Raw genomic sequence first — 20,146 nt, 5'->3', positions numbered from 1 at the left:
ATCTCAGTCGAACTTGCGGGACGGGGCCAGAACCATCGCTTCGCCCACGAGAACCTTCTTGCCATCCACCGAACAGTGGCAGTCCAGCTTGACCCGGCGCTTGGCGATGTCGATATCGATCACCTTGACCTCGGCATAGACCATGTCGCCCGGGCGCACGGGGGCGAGGAATTTCAGCGACTGGCCCATGTAGACCGTGCCGTGCCCCGGCAACTGTTCACCGATCACGGCCGAGATCAGGCCGGCGGTCAGCATGCCGTGGGCGATGCGGCCCTGAAAAATCGTGTCGCGGGCATAGTCGTCATCCAGATGAACCGGGTTCCGGTCGGTCGAAACCTGCGCGAACATCTCGATATCCTCGTCCGTCACCACTTTGCGCAGGTGCCGGGTCATGCCCATTTCGATGTCTTCGATACAGATCGTGCCGCGCGGAAGATTGTCCAACATGTCGCCCTCTCTTGGTCATCGACCGGGCAACAAAACGTCACATCCGGCCACCGGGTGGCAACTTTATTACTTTGCAGTTGCAGAAAATCAAGTCAAAAATCAGCTAGCGCAAACGGCCGATCGAGTAGGTCGGAGCGATTTTTTCCTTTTCCAGATAAGCCTTAAGCGCATCCGGGTCCGGCTGGTATGATGTTTTTGTCTCGGATGCGGCCAGTCCGCCGGTGATGAAGAGTGTGTCGAATCCTTCGCCCATACCGCCTGCAATGTCGGTATGGGGCCCATCGCCGATCGCAAGGATGTCGGAATCGGGGACATCGACGCCAAGCGCCGACAGGCGGCGACGGGCCAGGTCATAGATCGGCGGATGCGGCTTGCCGAAATACAGGCTCTCCCCGCCCATCTCGGTGTAAAGCCGCGCCAGAGCCCCGGCACACCATTCGCGCACTTCGCCCCGGTCCACGACGATGTCCGGGTTTGCACAGAGCAGCTTGAGTCCCTTCTGTTTGGCATAGAGGAAATCGGGCCGGTTGACCGACGGGTCGGCCATCGGGTCAAACGGGCCGCAGCAAACGATGCCTTCGGCCTGATCGAGGGGGACGCGTTCGATTTCCACCGGGTTCTCCAGCAGCCTGAGCGGCTCGAAGAACCCAGCGTCCCGTTCCCATTCCCCCATGAAATAGACCTTGCGGCCAACGGCGCCCTGGAACATCGCCGCCCGGGCAGAATCGCCGCTGGTCGCAATGGTGTCGTAGGCGTCCTCCGGCACGCCGAACTGTTCCAGCTGTTCGGCCACACCGGCTCGCGGCTTGGGAGAATTGGTCACGAGAACAACAAGCCCACCCTGCGCTCGGTATTTTTTCAGGGCGGCCACGGCCTCGGGATAGGCGGTGACGCCGTTGTGGACGCAACCCCAAAGATCCACGAACAGTGCCTTGTAACGGTCGGAAATCTCATCGAGCGCAGTGATTATCTGGGTCATGAGGGCCTCATTGTGGGAGCGGCTGCTGAGCAACTAAGGCTATGGCAGAGCTTGAAGCGTTTTGCCAGAGGGGGCTCTGCCCCCGCCGCCCTGCGGGCGCCTCCCCCGGGATATTTGCGGCCAGATGAATGAAGACCCTCATGCTTCATCTGGCTCCAAATATCCCGGAGCGCGAGGCAGAGCCTCGCAATAATAAGGCGCCCGAGCCGGGCGCCTCTCGTTTCAAGTCAGGTCAGATCATACCTTGAGGTTCGGAATGATCTGTTTCTTGCGGCTCATGATGCCGGGCAGGACCACCGTGTCGCCTTCGACCGTGGCGCCAAAGCTCTTTTCGGCGACAGTCTTGACCAGGTCATTGGGCACCAGCAGTGTGGCTTCCTCGTTCAGGATATCGACGACGAAGAGCAGAACCTGATCGACGCCGTCTTCCTTGGCCACTTCGACCATCGCATCGGTCAGGCTGGCCTTGCGGTCCAGTACGACGCCCGGCGCGGTGGTCTCCAGAACCGAAACGCGGAACTTGGTGCCATCGACCTCGTACTCCTTGCTGTCCATGCGGATGAGTTCGGCGTCCGAGAAGGACGAAACATCCGACTTGGCGGCGAACATCTCGGCGGCGTAGCCGGGGATGTCCAGGCCCAGTTCGGCGGCCAGCTTCTCGGCCACTTCGCGGTCATGCGCGGTGGTGGTGGGCGAGCGGAACTCCAGCGTGTCCGACAGGATGCAGGTCAGTGCCGCGCCCTTGATCGCCTCGGGCATCTTGGCGGCGTCGTCGCCCATCAGGTCGTACATGATGGTCGCGGTGCAGGCCAGCGGGCGCACGGTGATGTCGATCGGCCCCTTGGTTTCCAGCCCGCCGACCAGCTTGTGGTGGTCGATGATGGCGCGGATGTCGGCATTGTTGATGTTGGCAGGCAGTTCGGCGGGGTTGTTGGTGTCGACGATCACGACCGGGGCGTCGTCTTCGACATCCTCGATGATCGCGGGCTTCTCCAGGCCCCAGCGTTTCAGCATGAATGCGGCCTCGGTGTTGGGCTCGCCCAGCAATACCGGGGTGGCATCCACACCCTGAACCTCGTTCAGATACCAGGCCCAGAGGATCGGCGAGCCGGTGGAGTCGGTGTCGGGGGATTTGTGGCCAAAAACTTGCGTGGTCATGTCAGCGTCCTGCAGGATTGAAATTTGCGCGCCTTATAGGGCGGCACGAACCGCTTGTCACCCGGCAGTGGGTGGCATGCGACGGATGGTCTGACTGCAGGGGCTGGCGGGTCAGAATTCGGCCCGCTCCAGCGTGTATCCCTCTTGTTGCAAGCGGTTGAGCAGCCCGTGTTCGCCGCCCAGATGGCCTGCTCCGACGGCAATCACGGCAGTTTCATCGCGAATGGCCAGGATATGTCGCAGCCAGTTCTCGTTGCGCTGGACCAGAAGTTGCTCCTCGAAGCCAGCCCATTCTGCGTCGAACTCGCCATCGGACAGGTCGGAATCCGCATTCCCCTGCAGGCGCGCGAACTGGAGGATCTCGGCGTGTTTTTCCTCCAAGTAGGCGTTGGCCATCGTTGCCAACTGGTCTTCTCCGGCATCCAGCGCATCGGCGAGGTGCACCACCGACTGGGCCTGCTGTTCGATCGGGTGGGTGTTGAACAGGGCCATCAGCTCTTCAATCGTTTCCAGAGAATGCCTCGGGATGCCGTGTTGTTCGGCCAGTTCCGACAGGCGCTTGTCCATGCCGTAATCCGCGTCCGGCTGGCCCATCAGGCATGGCGGGATGCCAAGGATCATGTTCAGAAACCAGGGTTGCATCTTGGCCGCCACCCAGCTGGGGATGCCCCGCTCTGCGAGTAAAGCCGAGATCGTCTGCCAGCTTTCTTCGTCGATCAGGTCGATCAGTGTCGGGCCGGAGGTGATCAGAACCTGGCTGAAATCCTTTGCGAGGCTCTGCTCGAAGTCCTTCATGTCCTCTTGGGTTATTTCGAAATAGAAGTTGTCGGCTTCGGAAAGGATGGGGACCAGCCGCTCGACCACCGCGTCCATGCGCGGATCGTTGGTGTGCAGGGTTCCGACCAGATGCAGCGTCGTGCTGCCTTTCCTGGCAACCCAGTGGTTGCCTTCGGCAAATGGAATGTCGGCCAGGGCCGCGTCCAGCTCGGCCCGCTCCTCTGGTGTCAGGTCCTGCCGAAGATCCCGGCCCTCGCAGGCGGCGATGGCTTGCAGGGGAAGCAGGAAGAACAGGAGAATTCCGAGAACCAGTCGCATGTTTCAAATCCAGGTTTGATCTTGTCGAATATCGGTGCGGGCCGGGCTTTTTCTGCGGCCCGCCTCATAGTTGCGCGGGCGCGTGCCGCCCGCAAACGCAATTTGTGCAGATTGCCGAATTGTGCGTAGCATGTTGCAATGGAACGCGAGCAGGATCTGTACCCCCCGATCAAGACGTTGCTGGAAAGGCAGGGATATTCGGTGAAGGGTGAGGTGGGGGCCGCCGATGTCGTCGCCATGCGGGAAGGGGAACCCCCCGTCATCGTCGAGCTGAAACTGAGGTTTTCGCTGGCGCTTTTCCATCAGGCAATCGCGCGTCTGAGGATCACCGACCGGGTTTATGTCGCCGTGGCCAGACCAAGGGGCAGGACGGCGCGGCGGGCCTTGCGCGACAATCTGGCTCTGTGCCGGAGGCTGGGCCTGGGTTTGATCACCGTCCGGCCGGACGGGCGGGTCGAGGTGCATTGCGATCCGGGGCCGTTTGCCCCGCGCAGGTCGCCCCGGAAAGCCGCGCGGCTGCTGCGCGAGTTCGACCGGTTGCAGGGTGATCCGAACTCGGGTGGGGCTACGCGGCACGGAATCGTGACGGCCTATCGGCAGGACGCGCTGCGCTGCGCCGCTTTCCTGGCGCGCAACGGGCCGACCAAGGGGGCGGATGTCGCCAAGGCCACGGGCGTGGCCGAGGCCACGCGGCTGATGCGGGACAATCACTATGGCTGGTTCGAGCGGCCGGCCACGGGCATCTACCGGCTGACCGAGGCGGGCAGCGAAGGCCTGAAACACTGGGCCTACAGCTGGGACGACGAGCCCGCGACAGCGGCCGCGCCGTCAGGCAGCACGGCGGTTGATGAAGTCGCTGACCGTCTCGACGATGACCGGTGACAAGGCGGGCGTGATGATGTGCCCCATCCCTTCGACCTCGTGGAATTCGCTCTCGGGGATGTGGGCTGCAATCTCTCGGCCCAGTTGAGGCGGCAACAGCTTGTCGTCCGAGCCGTGGATCACCAGACAGGGAAGGGACACCTTGCGCAGCGCCGGACGCCGGTCCGGGGCCTTGGATACCGCCAGGACTTGGCGATTCATACCCTCGTCATCCACGCCGCGAGCGTAGGCGCGCTCTGCCATTGCCCGGATTTCGGCCTCGGGCATCGGGTAGCCGGGGCTGCCCCATTTCGCATGTTCCGCAACCTGCTCGTCCGAATATTTCTGCAAAGATCGGGGGCGCACCAGCAGGTTCTCGATCATGGCCAGCCGCGCCGCCGGGTCACCGCCGGCGACTTCTTCAAAGGGGCGGCAGGCGGTCATCACGATGGTGGCGGACAGCAACCGGTTCGGATGGTCGATGCAGATCTGCTGAAGGATGGCGCCGCCCATCGAGATGCCAAGGACATGCGCGCGTTCGATCCTCAACGCGTCCATCAGGCCAATCACATCCTCTGCCATGTCCATGATGCCATAGAGCGCCGGCAATTCGCCACCTGCGCGGACCAGTTCCAAGATCGCATCCGCATTTCCCGGGACACCGTCCGAGGGGCAGCGTTGCGACAGGCCGACATCGCGGTTGTCGAAAAGGATGGTGCGGAATCCGGCCCCGGCGAAACCCTCGATCAGGGCATTCGGCCAATGCACAAGCTGACTGCCCTGCCCCCGGATCAGGATCAGTGGAACACCATCGCGCGGGCCGTGTTCTTCCACTTCCAGTTTGATGCCGTTCGCTTCTATCTGCATGGTTGGAACTCCCCGGGCGAGTATTGTTCTGGCCGCGCTTGATCGGCTTTGGCCGTCACTCTATCTGCCGACTGACCGGTGTAAATCGTGCCGTTGCGGAGGTTTTCCGTTGCCGGTGAAAAAAATTCAGCCCCGACTTGTTGACTCGTCCTTTCTTCCCTCCTAGCTATGCCTGCGTTAGCACTCTCTTCGGGTGAGTGCTAATGCTCCCGCCAAGGAGCGGGGGGAGGAAAAACAACCTTTGAGCCCAAGGAGCTGCAAAGATGGCATTGAAACCGCTTCATGACCGTGTGCTGGTTCGCCGCGTGGAAAGCGAAGAGAAAACCGCAGGCGGACTGATCATTCCCGATAGCGCCAAGGAAAAACCCAGCGAGGGTGTTGTCGTGGCCTGCGGCGAAGGTGCACGCAAGGATAGTGGTGAGTTGATCGAGATGGCTGTCAAGCCGGGTGACAAGATCCTGTTCGGCAAGTGGTCGGGCACCGAAGTCACCATCGACGGCGAAGAACTGCTGATGATGAAGGAAAGCGACATCATGGGGATCATCGAGTAAGCCGCGCGCTTCTCTGATCTCGTGACGCTTCATTCGAAACACATTTCTCAAGGAGAAAGAACATGGCTGCAAAAGACGTCAAGTTCGATACCGATGCCCGCAACAAGATGCTGCATGGCGTCAACATTCTGGCGGATGCCGTGAAAGTGACCCTTGGCCCCAAAGGCCGCAACGTGGTTCTGGACAAGTCGTTCGGCGCGCCGCGCATCACCAAGGACGGTGTGTCGGTCGCCAAGGAAATCGAACTGGAAGACAAGTTCGAGAACATGGGCGCGCAGATGGTGAAGGAAGTCGCCTCGCGCACCAACGACGAAGCCGGTGACGGCACCACCACCGCAACCGTTCTGGCGCAGGCCATCGTCAAGGAAGGCCTCAAGCAGGTTGCAGCCGGCCTGAACCCGATGGACCTCAAGCGCGGCATCGACCTGGCCACCCACAAGGTCGTCGAAGGCATCAAGGCCGCGGCACGCGAAGTGAAGGACTCGGCCGAAGTCGCTCAGGTCGGCACCATCTCGGCCAATGGCGAAGTTGAAATCGGCCAGCAGATCGCGGACGCGATGCAGAAGGTCGGCAACGAAGGCGTCATCACCGTCGAAGAGAACAAGGGTCTGGAAACCGAGACCGACGTTGTCGAGGGTATGCAGTTCGACCGCGGCTACCTGTCGCCCTACTTCGTGACCAACGCAGACAAGATGGTCGCCGAGCTGGACGACGCGATGATCCTGCTGCACGAGAAGAAACTGTCGTCGCTGCAGCCGATGGTTCCGCTGCTCGAGCAGGTGATCCAGTCGCAGAAGCCGCTGCTGATCATCGCCGAGGACGTTGAAGGCGAAGCTCTGGCAACCCTGGTTGTCAACAAGCTGCGCGGCGGCCTGAAGATTGCTGCCGTCAAGGCTCCGGGCTTCGGCGATCGCCGCAAGGCCATGCTGCAGGATATCGCGATCCTGACCGGCGGTCAGGTGATCTCGGAAGACCTGGGCATGAAGCTCGAGAATGTCACCATGGACATGCTGGGCACCGCCAAGAAGATCACCATCACCAAAGACGAAACCACCATCGTCGATGGTGCTGGCGAGAAGGCCGAGATCGAGGCACGCGTGGCCCAGATCCGCACCCAGATCGAGGAAACCACCAGCGACTACGACCGCGAGAAGCTGCAAGAGCGCGTTGCCAAACTGGCAGGCGGTGTTGCCGTGATCCGCGTCGGCGGCATGACCGAAGTTGAAGTGAAAGAGCGCAAGGACCGTGTGGACGACGCTCTGAACGCAACCCGCGCAGCCGTTCAGGAAGGCGTCGTCGTGGGCGGCGGTGTCGCTCTGGTCCAGGCTGGCAAGGGTCTGGCCGAGCTGAAAGGCGCAAACGCCGATCAGGATGCCGGTATCGCCATCGTGCGCAAGGCCATCGAAGCGCCGCTGCGCCAGATCGCCGAGAACGCAGGTGTTGACGGTGCCGTGGTCGCCGGCAAGGTCCGCGAGTCGGATGACCCTGCCTTCGGCTTCAACGCACAGTCCGAAGAATATGGCGACATGTTTGCCTTCGGCGTGATCGACCCGGCCAAGGTTGTCCGCACCGCTCTGGAAGATGCGGCTTCGGTTGCCGGTCTGCTGATCACCACCGAAGCGATGGTGGCCGACAAGCCCGCCAAGGAAGGCGCAGGCGCAGGCGCCGGCATGCCCGACATGGGTGGCATGGGCGGCATGATGTAAGCTGCCTTCAAGGCTTGAAGGAAAGGGGCGCCTTGTGCGCCCCTTTTTTGTATGCCTGCTTTGCAGGCATGCCTCCGGCGGGAGTATTTTGGGAAAAGATGAAGTGTGTGAGGGAATTGCACGCGGCCCTCAGCGAATAAGCGTGTGTCGGAGCGGCGGAAACGTTATGCCTTACGCATGAGACTGTTCCTGCTCACCGCTCTGACGATGATCGCCTTTGCGGCCAATTCGATCCTGAACCGGCTGGCCGTCGAGAGCGGTGCTGCCGAGCCAGGAGGCTTTGCCGTTGTCCGCGTCATGGCCGGGGCCGTGACTCTGGCCGCGCTGGTGGCCCTGCGCGGCGGAGCGCTGCCTCTGGCGTCACGGCGCAGGCTGGTGGGGGCGGGGGCCTTGTCGCTCTATATGTTCGGTTTCTCGACCGCTTACCTGACGCTGGACGCGGGGCTTGGTGCGCTGATTCTGTTCGGTGTCGTGCAGATCACCATGTTCAGTGTCTCCTCCGTGACCGGTATTCGGCCACTGCCGCGGCAGGCCCTTGGGGCGGCAATCGCGTTTGCTGGATTGGCCTATATCCTCTGGCCTGCGGGCGATCTGCGGGTAGATCCGGGTGGCGCTGCTCTGATGGCGCTGGCCGGGCTCGGCTGGGCTGCCTACACGCTGGCAGGGCGCACCGAGCCCGACGCGCTGGCGGCGACAGGAGCGAACTTCACGGTGGCCTTGCCGGTCACCGGTGCGGCCATTCTGGCCCTTGGGGGCGGTTGGGGCATGTCCTTGTCGGGATACGGGCTGGCGATCCTGTCCGGTGCGGTGACTTCGGGCCTGGGCTATGCGCTCTGGTACCGGGTCTTGCCGCAGCTTTCCCCTTCGGTGGCGGCCACAGTGCAACTGAGCGTGCCCGTCATCGCCATAGCGGGCGGAATTGTTCTGCTTGGCGAGACGGCTGGCTGGCAGCTGCTGTCCGGAACCGTGGTGGTTCTGGGCGGGATCGCGCTTGCCGTCACCCGACGCCGTGCCAACTGAGCCTTTCCCTGTCCGCCATTTGGGCTTATCTGGCTGTCATGCGTCTTCTGTTAGCATTTCTCCTTCTCTGGCCCGCCGCCGCGCGGGCGGATTGTGTCGTCCTGCTGCACGGGCTTGCGCGAACCGAGTCGTCTTTTGCGGTGATGGAGCAGCTTCTGACGCTGCGCGGATATGATGTCGTCCGGCCGGGCTATCCCTCGACCGATCTGCCGGTCCCGGAACTGGCCAAGCAGACCCTGCCGGCCGCCATGGCCGAATGCGGCCAGCAGGTAACCCATTTCGTCGCGCATTCGATGGGCGGGATCCTGATCCGCTATTGGCTGAAGGATGAAAAGCCCGAAAACCTTGGCCGTGTCGTCATGCTGGGGCCTCCGAACCAGGGCAGCGAACTGGTTGACGAGCTGGGGGACTGGGAGGTCTTCGGCCTCTTGAACGGTCCGGCCGGTCTGTCTCTGGGCACCGGTCCCGACAGCATCCCGCGCAGCCTGCCGCCGGTCGATTTCGAGCTTGGGGTGATCGCCGGAGAGAAAACGCTGAACCTGCTGTTTTCCTCGATGATAGACGGCCCGGATGACGGCAAGGTCTCGGTCGCCTCGACCAGGGTCGAGGGCATGACGGATCACATCGTGCTGCCGGTGACCCACACCTTCATGATGAACAATCCGCTGGTCGTTGCCCAAGCGGTGCATTTCATCGAACAGGGCCATTTCGATCCGGATATCACATGGCTCGATGCCGTGATGGAGACCATCGACGAGATCTGTATCGGGGCCGATTGCGCGCAGCCTGCAGCGGAGGCCTCGCATTGAGTTTGGAACTGACATTGTGCGGTGCCGATGTGCTGCTGCCCGGGGAGGGGCTGGCGCGCGCCGAGCTGGCCATTGCGGGCGGTCGCATAGTGGCTCAGCCCGCGGGTCGGCGGATTGACCTTTCGGGCTACATGCTCTTGCCGGGCATCGTCGATCTGCACGGGGACGGGTTCGAACGCCACCTGGCCCCTCGGCGTGGCGCGATGAAACAGATGAACGAGGGCGTTCTGGCCGCCGAGGCCGAACTGGCCGCGAACGGCATCACCACCGCGGTACTGGCGCAGTTCCATAGCTGGGAAGGGGGGCTTCGCGGCGCCGAGTTCGCGGCAAGGGTCTTTCACGCCATCGCCGCCGTCCGCGATGACGTGGTGACCGACCTGATACCGCAACTGCGGTTCGAGACACATATGCTTGACGACCACGCGGCTTTGCCCGCGCGGCTGGCGGAATGGGGTGTCTCCTATGTCGTGTTCAACGATCACCTGCCGCATGACCGGCTGGCGCAGGGGCGCAAGCCGCCACGGCTGACCGGGCAGGCGCTCAAGGCCGGGCGTAGCCCCGAGGCGCACTTGGCCCTGATGCAGAAATTGCATGCGCGCAGAGAGGAAGTGCCGCAGGCGCTGGACGAACTCTGCTCTCGCCTTTCACGGCAAGGCGTGCAAATGGGAAGCCACGACGACGCTGCAGCGGATACACGGCAGGTCTGGCGCGATCGCGGCGTGCGCATAGCCGAGTTTCCCGAGACCCTCGAGGCGGCCGAAGCGGCAAAAGCCGGGGGCGATCACGTCATCATGGGCGCGCCGAACGTGGTGAGGGGCGGCTCGCACAACGGTAACGCCAGCGCCCTCGACCTGATCGCGATGGGGCTGTGTGACGCTCTGGCCTCGGATTATCACTATCCCAGCCCGCGCCGCGCGGCGCTGATGCTGGCGGCTACGGGGGTATTGGATCTGGCCTCGGCCTGGAGGTTGATCTCGGACGGCCCCGCGCGGGTTCTGGGACTAGAGGACCGCGGCACACTTGCGCCGGGCAAACGCGCCGACCTGGTAATCCTCGACGCGGCCACGCATCGGGTCGCCGCCACGCTGGCCAGAGGGCGGGTCAGCTACATGTCGGGAGACATCGCCGCCCGCCTCATCGGCTGAACCTCTTCATCTTTTCCCAAATACTCCCGCCGGAGGCATCGCGCCAAAGGCGCGATTTCCCTCAACGGTCGCGGATGATGCGGTTGAAATGACCCATCTTGCGGCCGGCCTTCACCTCGGCCTTGCCGTATAGGTGAATGGCGACATCGCTTTGCCGCGCCAGATCGGGCACCCGCTCCATGTCATCGCCGATCAGGTTCTCCATCACCACATCCACATGACGGCGGCCGTCACCCAGCGGCCAGCCGGCCACGGCGCGGATGTGCTGTTCGAACTGGTCGACGGCACAGCCATTCTGGGTCCAGTGGCCCGAGTTGTGCACCCGCGGCGCGATCTCGTTCACGATCAACCCCTGCGGCGTCACGAACAGCTCGACCCCCATCACGCCCACATAGTCCAGCGCGTTCAGGATGTTGGCCGCCAAGAGTACCGCGTCGGTGCGTTGTGAGGGCGACAGTCGGGCCGGAACGGTGGTGGTGTGCAGGATGCCGTCGCGATGCACGTTCTCGCCCGGATCGAAGCAGGCGACCTGCCCATCCAGCCCGCGCGCCGCGATGATCGACACCTCGTGGCTGAATTCCACGAAACCCTCGAGGATCGCGGGCGCGCCAGCCATATCGGCCAGTGCCGCCTCGGCATCCTCGGGCGCGCGCAGACGCGCCTGCCCCTTGCCATCATAGCCGAACCGGCGGGTCTTCAGGATCGCGGGCGTGCCGATCGCGTCGATCGCGGCCTTGAGGCTGTCCAGATCGGTGACGTCGGCAAACGGTGCGGTGTTCAGGCCCAGATCTCGCAGAAAGCTCTTTTCCGTCAGCCGGTCCTGGCTGACGCGCAGCGCCTCGCGACCGGGGCGGATCGGGCGGTGCGCCTCCAGCAGGTCGAGTGCCTCGGTCGGAATATTCTCGAACTCATAGGTGATCACGTCGACCGAGTCGGCAAAAGCCCTGAGCGCCGCCTCGTCATCATAGGCCGCGGTCGTGACCCGGTCGGCCACCTGTCCGGCGGGCGGGTTGGCGCCCGGCTCGTAGATATGGGTGGTGAACCCGAGGCGCGCGGCAGCGACCGAGAGCATCCGGCCAAGCTGCCCGCCGCCAAGAATGCCGATCACCGCGCCGGGGGCGAGCATGTCACTCATCGCTGGGCGCCTCCGGGATCGAGGCCGAAAGCGCATCGCGCCAGTCATCCAGCCGTTTCGCCAGTGCCTCGTCCTGCAACGCGAGGATGCCGGCGGCCATCAGCCCGGCATTGGCCCCGCCGGCCGATCCGATGGCCATGGTCGCGACCGGAAAGCCCTTGGGCATCTGAACGATGGAATAGAGCGAGTCGACACCCGACAGCGCTCGGGTCTGCACCGGAACGCCGATCACCGGCACCCGTGTTTTCGAGGCCATCATTCCGGGCAGGTGCGCGGCGCCACCAGCGCCCGCAATGATCACCTGCAGGCCACGTTCCACGGCGGTCTTGCCATAGTCCCACAGCCGGTCGGGGGTCCGGTGGGCCGAGACGATGCGGGCCTCGTAGGCCACGCCCAGCTCGTCCAGAATGTTCGCTGCTTCCTTCATGGTCGGCCAGTCCGACTGGCTGCCCATGATGATCCCAACCTTGATATCGCCCATCCGCTCTGTCCCCGGCTTTGGAAAGAGCGCGCACTATAGCCAAATCGGCCCATGTGGCAATGCGGTATGGTGGGCGGATGCAAAGGCGTTTGACGCCCGCTGCGGCAAGCTCAGGCGATGATGTCGGGGGTCAGGCGATCCTCGATCATTGCGATGATGTCCTTGAGGCGCAGTTTCTGCTTTTTCAGGCGCCGGATCGTCAACTGGTCGGCCGTTCCCTTGGCTTCCAGCGCCTCGATCGCCTCGTCCAGATCGCGGTGCTGGCGGCGGAACACCTCAAGCTCGACCCGCAGAACTTCATCGGATTTCATCGACAGATCGGTGGGCGCGTTCATGGGCGACTCATTTCGTTGGGTTTGCTGCTTGGCCAAGAGAATAAGCCCTCGCATTGATTTCGCCTAGACCTTGTGGACGACACGATTTCTCCCCATATTCTAGTCAGCGCAGTCGCCGTTACGGGGCTGCGGAACGACGTCGCTTTGGCAAAAGGACGAAAAGAACGTGTCGAAACTTACTCTTGGCTCATATCCGCACCTGCTGGGGTTTGAGCAGTTGGAACGCCTCCTGGAACGCTCGGCCAAGGCCGGAAACGAAGGCTATCCACCTTACAACATCGAACAGACCTCGGACCATTCCTACCGGATCACGCTGGCCGTGGCCGGATTCGCCGAGGATGATCTGTCGATCACCATCGAGGATCGCCAACTGGTGATCCGGGGCCGTCAACGCGACGACAGCGAGGGGCGCGTGTTCCTGCACCGTGGAATCGCCGCTCGCCAGTTCCAGCGCATGTTCGTGCTGGCCGACGGGGTCGAGGTCGGGGAGGCCGTGATGGAAAACGGTCTGCTGCACATCGACCTGACGCGCGCGGTTCCCGAAACCGTGGTGCAGACCATCAACATCAAAAAGGGGTAAGCGATGCACACACCATTCGACTTCAAGGACGAGGGCAGCAAGATCGTCTATGTGAAGGCTGTCGACGTCGCCGATCTGCCCGAGGAAGTCCGGCTGCAGGCCGGAGACCGCGAACATCTTTACGCGGTCCACGATTCCCAGGGGCAGCAACTGGCGCTTGTCGCCGACCGCAAGCTGGCCTTCGTGCTGGCGCGGCAACACGACCTGTCGCCCGTGACCGTCCACTGATCCACCGGCTCAACCTCTGATTTGACATGGCATCCGCCGCCCTTGCGGTGATAGATACGGGCCCATCGGGCTGGTTCCCGACCTGTATCAACGCAACGGCGGGAGAGTGCGCATGAGCTGGTTCGACTTCGATTGGGTGGACGCGTTCACCGACCGCGCCTTTGGCGGCAATGGCTGCGCCGTCGTGCATGGCGGTGCGGTGCTGCCCGAGGACGTCTGCATCGCCTACGTGCGCGAGACCTCGCTGGTCGAATGCACCTTCACCGGCCCCTCTGACATTGCCGATACCCGCGTGCGCTATTTCCTGGCCAGCCGCGAGATTCCCTTTGCCGGCCATCCCACCATCGCCACCGTCGCCGCCATGCGCGCGCGCGGGCTGGTATCCGGCGACACCCTGGCACTGGAAACCGGCGCGGGGATCGTCGAAATCCGGCTGGACGGGGACGAGATCGAAATGACGCAGGTTGCCCCTGTTTTCGGCGCGATGATCCCTGCGGATCTGGTGTCCGAAGGCATCGGCCTCGATCCCGATGCGATCGTTTCGCCGCCGCAGATGGTTTCGACCGGCCTGCCGTTCTGCATCACCGTTCTGCGCGATCACGAGGCGTTGCGGGCGGCACGGCTGAACATCGACGCCCTGCGCCGCATGGCCGCAAGCCAAGGCTATTCCGGCACCGACATGATGGAGCCCTTCCTGGTGACCCTTCAGGGCGCGACCGATCAGGGCGACACCTTCTCGCGCCTGCTGATGGCGCCGCCCAGCCCGCCCGAGGATCCGTTCACCGGCTCGGCGACCGGCGCGATGGCGGCCTATCTGTGGAGACATGGGCTGATGCAGAAAGACAGCTTCGTGGCCGAACAGGGGCATGACATGGGCCGGCCCGGCCGCGCCACCGTCACCCGCGTCGGACCTGTCGATGCGATGACCGGGGTCAAGGTGGCGGGCAAGGGCTTTGTCCTGATGCGGGGGCAGGTCGATCTGCCGACGGAGGGCGCGTGATGGCAGACCCTGCGATCGCCCTTTTGCCCTATGGCCTGCGGCTGGGCCCCGATCTGGCGCAGGTGCCGGTGTCAGACCTGATCTGGCCGCTTGGCCGCCCCGACCGCCTGAGTGGCGCGACGGTGGGCCAGATGGATCGCAACGACCACATCATCATGTTCCCCAACACGATGGCCCATTTCCGCCTGCGCCGTGGCACCAAGGCGCGGATCTCGCTGATGATGGGGGAACCGGCGGCCATTCATGCCAAGCATATCAAGCTGCTGCGCTACACTTGGCGGCGCTTCTTCCGGGTGTTCACCTTTCACGAAGAGCTGCTGCGGACCCTGCCCAATGCGGTATTCCTGCCCTATGGCACGACCTGGGTGCCGGAATGGCGCGACCTGTCGCTGGAAAAGACGAAATCCTGCTCGCTGATCGCCTCGGCCAAGCGCGACACGACCGGGCATCAGCTGCGCCATGCCATCGTCGAATGGGTGCGCGAGACGGGGCAGGAGGTGGACATCATGGGCCGCGGCTATACCCCGTTCGAGCGCAAGGCGGATGGGCTGGCCCCATATCGGTTTTCGGTGGTGATCGAGAACGTGCAGGAGCCGAACTACTTTTCCGAAAAACTGATCGACGCGATCCTGTGCAACACCGTGCCGATCTACTGGGGCTGCCCCAATATCGAACAATTCCTGGACACCACGGGCATGATCCTCTGCAACAGCGAAGCCGACATTCGCCGCGCGGTCGAGATGGTTTCGGTCGAGGATTTCGAAAAACGCCTGCCGCACATCCAGGCCATTCAGCCGGTCGCCGCACAATACGGCGATTTCGAACGCCGCGCGGCCGAGGCACTGCGGGATCAGTTGCAGCCCCGATCCGATTGATCCTTGCGCCGCGGCAGTAACGGCGCAAGGCGCTGAAACGGAAAACGGCCCCCGGAGTCCGGAGGCCGTTTCCAATTCGGTCGCTATTCCCTTAAGCGCCGGCGATCAGGCCCATGCTCTCCAGCTTCAGCAGCACCTGGTGGGCGCAGTTGTCCACGTCCACGTTTTCGGTCTCGACGCGCAGCTCGGGGTTTTCGGGCACGTCATAGGGGTCCGAGATGCCGGTGAATTCCTTGATCTTGCCCTCGCGCGCCAGCTTGTACAGCCCCTTGCGGTCGCGGCGTTCGCATTCCTCGATCGAGGTCGCCACATGCACCTCGCAGAAGGCGCCGAATTGCTCGATCTCTTCGCGCACCGCGCGGCGGGTGGCGGCGTAGGGCGCGATCGGGGCGCAGATGGCGATGCCGCCATTCTTGGTGATTTCGCTGGCAACATAGCCGATGCGGCGGATGTTGAGGTCGCGGTGTTCCTTCGAGAAGCCCAGCTCCGAGCTGAGGTTCTTGCGCACGATGTCGCCATCCAGCAGCGTCACCGGGCGGTCGCCCATCTCCATCAGCTTGACCATCAGCGCGTTGGCGATGGTCGACTTGCCCGAACCCGAGAAGCCGGTGAAAAAGACGGTGAAGCCCTGCTTGGACCGCGGCGGGAAGCGGCGGCGCAGTTCCTCGACCACCTCGGGGAACGAGAACCATTCCGGAATCTCCAGCCCCTCGCGCAAACGGCGGCGCAGCTCGGTGCCGCTGATGTTCAGGATGGTGACGTTGTCGCGGTCCGCGATCTCGTCGGCGGGCTCGTATTGCGCGCGCTCCTGCACATAGACCATGTGTTTGAAATCGACCATCTCGATGCCGATCTCGTCCTGGTACTTGCGGAACAGCTCTTGCGCGTCATAGGGGCCGTAGAAATCCTCGCCCTTGCTGTTCTTGCCGGGGCCCGCGTGGTCGCGGCCGACGATGAAATGGGTGCAGCCGTGGTTCTTGCGGATCAGCCCGTGCCAGACCGCCTCGCGCGGGCCGGCCATGCGCATGGCCAGGTTCAGCAGGCTCATCGAGGTGGTCGAGGCCGGATACTTGTCCAGCACCGCCTCATAGCAGCGCACGCGGGTGAAATGATCGACGTCGCCCGGCTTGGTCATGCCCACGACCGGGTGGATCAGCAGGTTGGCCTGCGCCTCCTTGGCGGCGCGGAAGGTCAGTTCCTGGTGCGCGCGGTGCAGCGGGTTGCGGGTCTGGAAGGCAACGATGCGGCGCCAGCCCACCTTGCGGAAATAGGCGCGCAGCTCGTTCGGCGTGTCGCGGCGGGCCTTGAAGTCATAGTGGATCGGAGGCTGGATACCGGTCACCGGACCGCCGAGGTAGACCTTGCCGGCCACGTTGTGCAGATAGTTCACCGCCGGATGCGCCTCGTCGTCCGCGCCGAAAACCTTTTCGGCCTCGCGCGCCTTGTCCGGGGTCCAGCGGTCGGTGACCGTCATGGTGGCGAGGATCACGCCCTCCTGATCGCGCAGCGCGATGTCCTGGCCCAGCTCGATCTTCTCGGCAAACTCTTCGTTCACGTCCAGCGTGATCGGCATCGGCCAGAGGGTGCCGTCGGCCAGGCGCATGTTCTCGACGACGCCGTTGTAATCCTCTTCCGAGAGGAACCCCTTGAGAGGGTTGAAGCCGCCATTCATCAGCAGTTCCAGATCGCAGATCTGGCGCGGGGTCAGATCCCAGCTGGTCAGGTCCGCCGCCTCGACCTTCAGTTTCTGCGCCGAGTCGTAAGAGACATACAGTTCGGGAATGGGGGCCAGATTGCTCAACATCGTCATTGGAATACTCTTGTCGGTTCGGTTGGAATTACCGGTGTTTCTGGGATCTTCGGCTGGGCATTTGACTCGTCGTCCGGCGGAAGTCCAGACAGGTGGATGAAAGTAAGGACGTTGTGTGCCGTTTTTTCGCAGATTGAAAGGATTTTCCTGTTTCGGGCTTTGGATTGGACGGTCTTCCGCGATTTTCCCGGATCAAGGCGCCCTTCGAGACCCATGTTCCAAGGGGGCGACATGCGCCGCCAGCTGCGAGGCCCGTTCGACGGGCAGGGCCCGGACCGGTTCCGTGACGCCCCGCAGCTCGAATTTCCGCAGGGCAAGCCGATTGGTCTCGATTTCGGCGGCCCGCAGGATTTCCTGTGACACCAGAAGCTCGACGCCGAGCGCCTTGGTCTGCCCTTCCAGGCGGCTGGCCACGTTCACGGTATCCCCGACGATGGTTCGCGCCGCATCCCCGGCCGCGCCGATTTCACCCAACACCAGGTTGCCCAGATGCAACCCCATTCCGATCCGGATGGCCGGGGCGTTTTCGCTTGCAAGCCGCTCGTTGAAGCGCTCCAGCGCATGGCCAACCTCCATCGCCGCCCTCAGTCCGGCGCGGGCCGAGCTTGCGGCATCGCGGGTTTCGAACACCGCCAGCAACCCGTCGCCCAGATACTTGTCCACCGTTCCTCCCGCGCCGGTGATGGCCGGCACGATGGCGTCGAAAAAGCGGTTGAGCAGGAACACCACGTCATAGGGCAACTGCCCGACGGTCCGCTCGGTAAATCCACGCATGTCCAGAAAGAGAACGGCCAGCTTCCGTTCCTGTCCCTGGCTCGAGTGCGCACGGCTCTTTCGGCCATCGGGGCGGAAGACCCTGAACACGGTCGAGGGGTGTTGCGGCCGGATCTGGCAGGCCAGCCGCATCGTCAGGGGCGCCCCGATCGCGGCAAGGCTGCGGGCCTCGGTTTCGCCCGGCGGGTGCAGCAGCTCGGCCCCTTCCTCGACGATCACCCGGCAGGTGGTGCACCGCCCCTTGCCGCCACACAACGCGGTATGCGGCACCCCGTTCGCCCGCGACATCTCGAGCAGGGTCATACCCAGTTCCGAGCGGATTTCCGGCCCCTCGACATAACGGATCCGCACCGTGTGCCGCCGGCGCCAGACCTTCCTGCCCAGATAGACCGAAGCGGTCAGCGCCAGAGCGGCCCAGAAGACCGCGTGTCCCCAACCCTTGACGGCAAAAAGGGTCGCGAACGCCTGTTCGCCCGGCCAGTTGAAATGTTCGATATAGGCCGTGCGCAGCTCGTCATCCGCGAACTCCGACGTCATGCGCCGCCCTTCGGTAATCAGCCCGGCAAAGGCAAACGCCGGGATCAGGACCGCAAGGCCGATCAGATAGGGCGCCGCCCGGTGCCACCACGTCGTCAGGCGCAGCCACAGATGCAGGCCGATGCAGCCGTGAATCCAGACGAGCAAGAGCAGCAGACTCTGCCACCAGACCGCCTCGGTCGGCCACATCAGGACGATGAGATAGCTCATCTCGTCATTGACCCCGAACAGGTCGTGGGCAAGCCGGGTGTGAACGACATGCGGGATCAGTTGCAGCGGGATCAGCAGGCCCAGGAGAATCTGCAGCCCCATGTTGAACGGCATCCGCAGGGTGCGCCGCCGCGCCAGGGATGTCAGGGCCAGCCCGACATGGATCAGCAGGGCGCCGTACAGAATGACGGTGCCGACCGCGCTGCGGGTGATCACCTGCCGGGCGTCCTGCATGCCGTTCATCCAGACCGGGTCCAGCAGGCCCAGCCCGATATTGATGAAGTGGAAAAAGGCGAAGGTGAACAGGATCAGACCTGTTGCGAGCCTGAGTCTCGTGGTCCAGCTGCCTCGCCAGATTGCACGCGCCAACGATATCTCCGCCTGTTGTCCGTCCGCTCGACTCTGCGGGGCAGGGCGAACCGGGTCAATACACGGCTCCGTGCACGGCAAAACACGAACGGGCCGGCCCCTTGCCAGAGACCGGCCCGCGAAAATTGAAGAACCGAAGGTGTCAGGCGTCCTGTTCGGCCAGGAAACGCTCGGCATCCAGCGCCGCCATGCAGCCCATGCCCGCAGAGGTCACGGCCTGGCGATACTTGTGATCGGTCAGGTCGCCCGCGGCAAAGACGCCCGGGATCGAGGTTTCGGTCGAGCCCGGTTTGACCACGACATAGCCGCCCATATGGGTTTCCAGCACGTCCTTGACCAGTTCGTTCGCCGGTGCGTGGCCGATGGCGATGAACACGCCTTTGCAGGGGATTTCGCTGATCTCTCCGGTCTGGACGTTGCGTACCTTGACGCCTTCGACGCCCAGCGGGTCCTCGGTGCCGACCACTTCCTCGAGCACATGGAACCACAGGGTTTCGATCTTTTCGTTCTTGAACAGCCGCTCCTGCAGGATCTTTTCCGCGCGCAGTTCGTCGCGGCGGTGGATCAGAGTCACCTTGCTGGCGAAATTGGTCAGGAAAAGCGCCTCTTCAACGGCGGTGTTGCCGCCCCCGACCACCACGATTTCCTGTCCGCGATAGAAGAACCCGTCGCAGGTGGCGCAGGCCGACACGCCGAAGCCCTTGAATTTCTCCTCCGACGGCAGGCCCAGCCATTTCGCGCGCGCACCGGTGGCAAGGATCACGGCGTCGGCGGTGTAGGTGGTGCCGCTGTCGCCCTTGGCGGTGAAGGGGCGCTTGCTCAGGTCCAGATCGGTGATGATGTCGCCGATCACCTCACAGCCCATCGCCTCGGCATGTTCCTGCATCTTGACCATCAGGTCCGGCCCCTGAACCTCGGTAAAGCCGGGATAGTTCTCGACCTCGGTCGTCGTGGTCAACTGGCCGCCCGGTTCGATGCCCTGAACCAGAATCGGTTGCAGCATCGCGCGGCTGGCATAGACGCCCGCAGAATAGCCTGCAGGCCCCGAGCCGATGATCAGGACCCTGGTGTGACGAGTTTCGGCCATTGTTCCCCCAAATATGTCTGCTGCAACGAGCTAGCTGCTCTAAGAGCGTGGATATAGCGGTCGCGGGGCCGGTCTTAAACCCCTTTC

The 20,146-nt window shown here is 63.4% G+C and carries 21 protein-coding genes; 10 read left to right on the top strand and 11 right to left on the bottom strand.

What is annotated here, in order from left to right:
• Window positions 1-3: 3 nt before the first annotated feature.
• The 4 genes from AVO45_RS18075 to AVO45_RS18060 all read right to left on the bottom strand — a co-directional run bounded on the left by AVO45_RS18075 (window position 4) and on the right by AVO45_RS18060 (window position 3,679).
• Entirely contained in the window at window positions 4-447 is a 444-nt protein-coding gene (locus AVO45_RS18075) for a MaoC family dehydratase (protein WP_068349836.1), read from the bottom strand.
• Window positions 448-550: 103 nt separating this feature from the next.
• Window positions 551-1,426, bottom strand: a complete 876-nt coding sequence (locus AVO45_RS18070) for a TIGR01459 family HAD-type hydrolase (RefSeq protein ID WP_068349834.1) — start codon at window positions 1,424-1,426, stop codon at window positions 551-553.
• Between the two features lie 237 nt (window positions 1,427-1,663).
• Window positions 1,664-2,584: a manganese-dependent inorganic pyrophosphatase gene (locus AVO45_RS18065; protein WP_068349833.1), complete on the bottom strand. Its 921-nt coding sequence runs from the start codon at window positions 2,582-2,584 to the stop codon at window positions 1,664-1,666.
• Between the two features lie 111 nt (window positions 2,585-2,695).
• Complete coding sequence (locus AVO45_RS18060; protein WP_068349831.1) at window positions 2,696-3,679, bottom strand: TraB/GumN family protein; 984 nt, start codon at window positions 3,677-3,679, stop codon at window positions 2,696-2,698.
• A 138-nt stretch (window positions 3,680-3,817) separates the two neighbouring features.
• On the opposite strand from AVO45_RS18060, the gene AVO45_RS18055 reads away from it, so the two are divergent.
• Entirely contained in the window at window positions 3,818-4,561 is a 744-nt protein-coding gene (locus AVO45_RS18055) for a DUF2161 domain-containing phosphodiesterase (RefSeq protein ID WP_068349829.1), read from the top strand.
• Here AVO45_RS18055 and AVO45_RS18050 read toward each other — a convergent pair.
• On the bottom strand, window positions 4,508-5,407 hold the full coding sequence (locus AVO45_RS18050) for an alpha/beta fold hydrolase (RefSeq protein WP_068349827.1): 900 nt from the start codon (window positions 5,405-5,407) through the stop codon (window positions 4,508-4,510). The two genes, AVO45_RS18055 and AVO45_RS18050, sit on opposite strands and share 54 nt — an antisense overlap.
• A gap of 263 nt (window positions 5,408-5,670) precedes the next feature.
• Between AVO45_RS18050 and AVO45_RS18045 the strand changes: the two genes are divergently transcribed.
• The 5 genes from AVO45_RS18045 (at window position 5,671) to AVO45_RS18025 (ending at window position 10,638) form a co-directional block, all read left to right on the top strand.
• Complete coding sequence (locus AVO45_RS18045) at window positions 5,671-5,958, top strand: co-chaperone GroES (protein ID WP_068349825.1); 288 nt, start codon at window positions 5,671-5,673, stop codon at window positions 5,956-5,958.
• Between the two features lie 62 nt (window positions 5,959-6,020).
• Window positions 6,021-7,664, top strand: coding sequence for a chaperonin GroEL (gene groL / locus AVO45_RS18040; RefSeq protein WP_068349823.1), 1,644 nt, complete (start codon window positions 6,021-6,023; stop codon window positions 7,662-7,664).
• 177 nt (window positions 7,665-7,841) lie between these two features.
• Window positions 7,842-8,684, top strand: a complete 843-nt coding sequence (locus AVO45_RS18035) for a DMT family transporter (RefSeq protein WP_068349821.1) — start codon at window positions 7,842-7,844, stop codon at window positions 8,682-8,684.
• Window positions 8,685-8,722: 38 nt separating this feature from the next.
• Entirely contained in the window at window positions 8,723-9,493 is a 771-nt protein-coding gene (locus tag AVO45_RS18030; protein WP_068349819.1) for an alpha/beta fold hydrolase, read from the top strand.
• Window positions 9,490-10,638 carry an alpha-D-ribose 1-methylphosphonate 5-triphosphate diphosphatase gene (locus AVO45_RS18025; protein WP_068349817.1) on the top strand — a complete coding sequence of 383 codons (1,149 nt, stop codon included), beginning with the start codon at window positions 9,490-9,492 and terminating at the stop codon, window positions 10,636-10,638. Before AVO45_RS18030 ends, AVO45_RS18025 begins: the two co-directional genes overlap by 4 nt.
• A gap of 61 nt (window positions 10,639-10,699) precedes the next feature.
• Here the strand turns inward: AVO45_RS18025 and AVO45_RS18020 are convergent, their stop codons facing one another.
• From AVO45_RS18020 to AVO45_RS18010, 3 genes are all read right to left on the bottom strand, one after another.
• Window positions 10,700-11,773, bottom strand: coding sequence for a 5-(carboxyamino)imidazole ribonucleotide synthase (locus tag AVO45_RS18020; RefSeq protein ID WP_068349815.1), 1,074 nt, complete (start codon window positions 11,771-11,773; stop codon window positions 10,700-10,702).
• Window positions 11,766-12,254: a 5-(carboxyamino)imidazole ribonucleotide mutase gene (purE, locus tag AVO45_RS18015; protein WP_068349813.1), complete on the bottom strand. Its 489-nt coding sequence runs from the start codon at window positions 12,252-12,254 to the stop codon at window positions 11,766-11,768. The genes AVO45_RS18020 and purE overlap by 8 nt, the downstream gene beginning before the upstream one ends.
• Window positions 12,255-12,364: 110 nt before the next feature.
• Complete coding sequence (locus tag AVO45_RS18010; protein WP_068349811.1) at window positions 12,365-12,589, bottom strand: YdcH family protein; 225 nt, start codon at window positions 12,587-12,589, stop codon at window positions 12,365-12,367.
• A gap of 166 nt (window positions 12,590-12,755) precedes the next feature.
• Between AVO45_RS18010 and AVO45_RS18005 the strand changes: the two genes are divergently transcribed.
• From AVO45_RS18005 to AVO45_RS17990, 4 genes are all read left to right on the top strand, one after another.
• Entirely contained in the window at window positions 12,756-13,169 is a 414-nt protein-coding gene (locus AVO45_RS18005; protein WP_068349809.1) for an Hsp20 family protein, read from the top strand.
• Between the two features lie 3 nt (window positions 13,170-13,172).
• Window positions 13,173-13,397, top strand: coding sequence for a DUF1150 family protein (locus AVO45_RS18000; RefSeq protein ID WP_068349808.1), 225 nt, complete (start codon window positions 13,173-13,175; stop codon window positions 13,395-13,397).
• A 112-nt stretch (window positions 13,398-13,509) separates the two neighbouring features.
• Window positions 13,510-14,397: a PhzF family phenazine biosynthesis protein gene (locus AVO45_RS17995; RefSeq protein ID WP_068349806.1), complete on the top strand. Its 888-nt coding sequence runs from the start codon at window positions 13,510-13,512 to the stop codon at window positions 14,395-14,397.
• Window positions 14,397-15,272: a glycosyltransferase family 10 domain-containing protein gene (locus AVO45_RS17990; RefSeq protein WP_068349804.1), complete on the top strand. Its 876-nt coding sequence runs from the start codon at window positions 14,397-14,399 to the stop codon at window positions 15,270-15,272. The genes AVO45_RS17995 and AVO45_RS17990 overlap by 1 nt, the downstream gene beginning before the upstream one ends.
• Before the next feature lie 91 nt (window positions 15,273-15,363).
• On the opposite strand, the gene AVO45_RS17985 is transcribed toward AVO45_RS17990, so the two are convergent.
• From AVO45_RS17985 to trxB, 3 genes are all read right to left on the bottom strand, one after another.
• Complete coding sequence (locus tag AVO45_RS17985) at window positions 15,364-17,082, bottom strand: bifunctional sulfate adenylyltransferase/adenylylsulfate kinase (protein ID WP_068349802.1); 1,719 nt, start codon at window positions 17,080-17,082, stop codon at window positions 15,364-15,366.
• A 192-nt stretch (window positions 17,083-17,274) separates the two neighbouring features.
• Window positions 17,275-18,972, bottom strand: coding sequence for an adenylate/guanylate cyclase domain-containing protein (locus tag AVO45_RS17980; RefSeq protein ID WP_068349801.1), 1,698 nt, complete (start codon window positions 18,970-18,972; stop codon window positions 17,275-17,277).
• 142 nt (window positions 18,973-19,114) lie between these two features.
• Window positions 19,115-20,059: a thioredoxin-disulfide reductase gene (gene trxB / locus AVO45_RS17975; protein ID WP_068349799.1), complete on the bottom strand. Its 945-nt coding sequence runs from the start codon at window positions 20,057-20,059 to the stop codon at window positions 19,115-19,117.
• Window positions 20,060-20,146: the final 87 nt, after the last annotated feature.

This window comes from Ruegeria marisrubri (assembly GCF_001507595.1).
GTDB classification, from domain to species: Bacteria; Pseudomonadota; Alphaproteobacteria; order Rhodobacterales; family Rhodobacteraceae; genus Ruegeria; species Ruegeria marisrubri.
The sequence above is the reverse complement of the archived record's forward strand: the minus strand, read 5'-3'. Positions and strand labels throughout refer to the sequence as shown.